Annotated in this window: 5 protein-coding genes; 3 read left to right on the top strand and 2 right to left on the bottom strand. The window is 70.4% G+C overall.

Going from position 1 to position 4,156, the window contains the following annotated elements; all coding sequences use genetic code 11:
* Nucleotides 1-326: lipocalin family protein (locus tag B0W88_RS30090; RefSeq protein ID WP_144007073.1), on the top strand; the 326-nt coding region annotated here is incomplete at its 5' end.
* Nucleotides 323-514, top strand: a complete 192-nt coding sequence (locus B0W88_RS30085; RefSeq protein ID WP_077038191.1) for a hypothetical protein — start codon at nt 323-325, stop codon at nt 512-514. The genes B0W88_RS30090 and B0W88_RS30085, both read left to right, overlap by 4 nt.
* 108 nt (nt 515-622) lie before the next feature.
* Here the strand turns inward: B0W88_RS30085 and B0W88_RS30080 are convergent, their stop codons facing one another.
* A complete protein-coding gene (locus B0W88_RS30080) occupies nt 623-1,576 on the bottom strand; it encodes a fatty acid desaturase family protein (RefSeq protein WP_077038190.1) in 954 nt (317 codons plus the stop codon).
* Between the two features lie 60 nt (nt 1,577-1,636).
* Between B0W88_RS30080 and B0W88_RS30075 the strand changes: the two genes are divergently transcribed.
* Nucleotides 1,637-2,608: a GlxA family transcriptional regulator gene (locus B0W88_RS30075; protein ID WP_077038189.1), complete on the top strand. Its 972-nt coding sequence runs from the start codon at nt 1,637-1,639 to the stop codon at nt 2,606-2,608.
* Between the two features lie 3 nt (nt 2,609-2,611).
* On the opposite strand, the gene B0W88_RS30070 is transcribed toward B0W88_RS30075, so the two are convergent.
* On the bottom strand, nt 2,612-4,156 hold a 1,545-nt coding region (locus tag B0W88_RS30070; RefSeq protein ID WP_369973965.1), incomplete at its 5' end, for a DHA2 family efflux MFS transporter permease subunit.

Raw genomic sequence — 4,156 nt, 5'->3', positions numbered from 1 at the left:
CGCAGCACTGGGCCGGCGGCAGCTGGCGCAGGCCCGACGGCGGCACGACCAGCTTCACGCCCGGGCAGGTGGCGATGACGCCGGTCCGCCTGTGGCGCAGCCCGCAGAGCGGCGCCGACTATCCGGTCGAATGGACGCTCGTCACGCCGCTCGGCTCGCTCAGGCTGAAGGCGCTGATCGACGCCCAGGAGATCGACGCGCGCGCCAGCACCGGCTTCCGCTACTGGGAAGGCGCGGCGGAGCTGCTGTCAGCTGAATCTCGCCGTTTGGGCGGGGGTTATCTGGAGCTGACCGGGTATGGCGGGCGGCCGGGAGCGATCCCGTGAAGGCGCTGTTCGTCCACGGCATGGGCCGCACGCCGCTGTCGGGCTGGCCGATGCTGGCACGGCTGCGCGCCGGCGGCATGGCGACCGAGACCTTCGGCTACTCGGCGGCGCTCGAATCGTTCGACGCCATCGCCGCCCGGCTGCAGGTGCGTCTGCGCGAGCTGGCCCGCAGCGGCGAGCACTGCTGATCGGCCATTCGCTCGGCGGCGTGCTGCTGCGCCGCGCTGGCCGACCTGCCCGGCGGCCAGCGCCGAGGTCGCGCAGATCATCCTGGACGGCCTGCCCTCGGCCCGGTCCTAAGCCCCGACCAGGCGCCTCAGCACCTGGCCGTAGCCTCGCTCCACCTGCGCGCCGGCCAGCAGCCCGCGTTCCTTCAGCCAGGCATGCAGCTCCGGCAGGCGGTAGCTGGGCACCGTCGGCACCAGATGGTGCTCGAAGTGGAAGTTCACGTAGTTGGGCGCCACGGTCAGGCGCTCCCACCAGCGGGCCTCGACGGTACGCGTATTGGTCCAGATGTCGGTGCTGCGCGTACCGGGCAGCGCGCCGTGCTCGGCGGCGTTGCGGATGCGGCTGAAGGCCATGTAGCTCGTCAGCCAGGCCAGCGGCCAGAGCAGATAGGCGAGCGGGTGGCCGGCGGCCCAACAGGCCGCGAGCATCAGCGCATTGACCAGCGCGATGCGGCGCAGGTTCCACAGCAGCGCGCGCGGGCTGAGTCGACGCGGCGGCACGCCGCCCGCCTGGTAGCTGTAGCCCTGGACGCCGCGGCTGCCATACAGCATCGCCAGCGAGAGCATCGCGCGCAGGCCCGAGCGGCCCGCCAGGTCGCGCCCGAGCTTGCGCAGCAGCGAGGCGCGGGCGACGGGATAGCCGGCGTAGTTGGACAGGTCCGGATCCTCGGCGGTGCCGGTCTTCACGTGATGCGTCATGTGGTAGCCGCGGTAGATCGCCAGGTCCACGAAGACCGGGGCGCCGCAGAGCCACTGGCCGACGCACTCGCCCTGCGAGCGCGAAGAGAAGAAGGAACGGTGCGCGCACTCGTGCGTCAGGATGCCCAGGCCCAGTTGCCGGCCGCCCAGCACGACCAGCGCGACGGCCCCGCTGAGCCAGCCCGGCCAGACCATCACCAGCGCGAAGGCGCCGATGATCAGCGCCCAGTTGAAGGCCAGCATGCGCCACGCGATCGCGTCCGACTTGCGCAGGAACTGCTGCAGCGCCTCGCGCGGGATCGGCTCGATTCTTGTGTCTTCCATGGCAGGGATTGGAACGAATCCCACACAATCTGCGTTGTCTCCAACCGCCAATGTGTTGATATGAAAACACGTGTCGCCATCGTGCTGACCGAACGGGTCTGGGCCGGCGGCGTATTCCTGGCGCAGGAGCTCCTGCTGGTGGCCGGCACGCTGCAGTCGCGCAGCACGGACGTCGAGGCGAGCCGGCTGTTCGATGTCGTGCTGGTCGGCGACGGGCCGGTGCGCAGCCTGGCGGGCCTGGTCATCACGCCCGATGTGCCGCTGGGCCGCGCGGCCCGGCAGCGCTTCGACGTGGTGCTGGTGCCGGTCCAGTTCGCGCCGACCTTGCAGGCCAGCCCGGAAGAGGCTCGCCTGGCCGCCTGGATCGCCGCCCAGCACGGCCGAGGCGCACTGGTCGTCAGCCTGCACGGCGCCGTGCTGCTGGCCCGCAGCGGGCTGCTCGACGGCAGGCAGGCCACCGGCCCGATCGGCGACCAGGCGCTGTTCGCGCAGGCATTTCCGCAGGTGCGCTACACGCCGAGCCGGCGCATCGTCGTCAGCGGGCAGATCATCTGCGCAGGCGGCATCAACCCGACGGTGGACGTCTGCGCCCACCTGGTCGAGCGCTTCGCCGGCCGCGCGGCCTCACGCCGCTTCCTGCGCCATGCGTCCACCGAGTCGCTGCCCTCCTACGAGCAGCTGGGCGTCTGGAGCGCGCAGTTCAAGCAGCATGGCGACGAAGCGGTGCTGAAGGCCCAGCAGCTGGTGGAAGCCGGCCTCGCGCAGCCGACCGGCCTGGCCGCGCTGGCCCGCGCGGTGCACCTGAGCGAGCGGACGCTGTCGCGCCGCTTCGCCGCCGCCGTGGGGAGCACGCTGCGTGCCTACACCGCGGAGTGCCGGCTGGAGCAGGCTCGCATCCTGCTGCGCGACGGCAGCGAGCCGCTGATGCTGATCGCCGACGAATGCGGCTATGCCAGCGTCAGCGCGCTGGTGCGGGCCTTCACGGCCCGGCACGGCGTGAGCCTGCTGCGCTACCGCGGCAGCAGGCCCTGACGATCAGTGGGCGCCACCGGCATCGGCCGGCGCCACGCCCGCCAGCCGCGGCGGCCGCTTCGTGAACCAGATGCTGATGATCAGCAGCAGGAAGACGATCGCCGAGCCGTAGAAGATGTCGTCGGCCGCGCGGGTGAAGGCCTGCTGATCCACCAGCCGGTTGATCTGCGCCCAGGCCTGCTCGGCGCTGAAGCCGCCGGCCTGCAGCGTGGCCGCGGTCTGGCCGGCGATCGGGTTGCCCTGGGCCAGCACCTCGGTCAGGTGCACATGGTGCAGCGTGGCGCGGTTCTCCCAGATCGTCGTGGACAGGCTGGTGCCCATCGCGCCGGCAGTGATGCGCACGAAGTTCGACAGGCCCGCCGCCGCGGGAATGCGGTGCGGCTCGATGCCCGACAGGGTGATCGTCGTCAGCGGGATGAAGAAGAAGGCCATCGCCCCGCCCTGCAGCAGCGTGGGCAGCATGATGGAGCGGAAGTCGGTGCCGGTGGTGAAGTTCGAGCGCATGTACAGCACCACCGCGAACATCACGAAGGCGAAGCTGGCCATCACGCGCGGGTCCCATTTCGACACGTTCTTGCCGGCGATCGGCGAGAGGATGATCGCCAGGATCCCCACCGGCGCCAGCGCCATGCCGGCATCGGTGGCGGTGTAGCCCATCCACTGCTGCAGCCACAGCGGCAGCAGCACCACGTTGCCGAAGAACAGGCCGTAGGCGATGGACAGCGAGATCGCGCCGAAGAAGAAATTGCGCCCGCCGAACAGGCGCAGGTCCACGACCGGATGCGCGTCGGTCAGCTCCCAGATCACGAAGAACAGGAAACCCACCACCGCCAGCACCGCCAGCAGCTGGATCTGGCCGCTGTGGAACCAGTCGAGCTCCTTGCCCTTGTCCAGCATCAGCTGCAGCGAACCGACCCACAGCACCAGCAGCGCCAGGCCGACCGCGTCGATCGGCAGTTTCTTCACCGGCGTGTCGCGCTTGCGGTAGATGCTCCAGGTGAAGAAGGCCGCGATCAGGCCCACCGGCACGTTGATGTAGAAGATCCAGGGCCAGGAGATGTTGTCGGTGATCCAGCCGCCGAGCAGGGGCCCGACGACCGGCGCGACAAGCGTGGTCATCGCCCACAAGGCCAGGGCCATGCCGGCCTTCTCCTTCGGATAGCTGGCCAGCAGCAGGGTCTGCGACAGCGGGATCATCGGCCCCGCCACCAGGCCCTGCATCACGCGGAACAGCACCAGCGTCTCCAGCGAATGGGCGAAGCCGCACAGCCAGGACGAGAGCACGAACAGCAGGATGCTGCCCATGAACAGGCGCACGGCGCCGAAGCGCTGGGTGAGCCAGCCGGTCAGCGGCACCGAGATCGCGTTGGCGACGCCGAAGCTGGTGATGACCCAGGTGCCCTGCACCGGGCTCACGCCCAGGTCGCCGGCGATGGCGGGCAGCGACACGTTCGCGATGGACGAGTCCAGCACGTTCATGAAGGTGGCCAGCGACAGCGCCAGGGTGCCCAGGATCAGGGGCATGCCGCTCAGCGGCGGGGGCGGCAC

This window comes from Pelomonas sp. KK5 (assembly GCF_001984095.1).
Classification (GTDB): Bacteria; Pseudomonadota; Gammaproteobacteria; order Burkholderiales; family Burkholderiaceae_C; genus KK5.
This window is presented reverse-complemented; position numbering and strand designations above follow the sequence as displayed.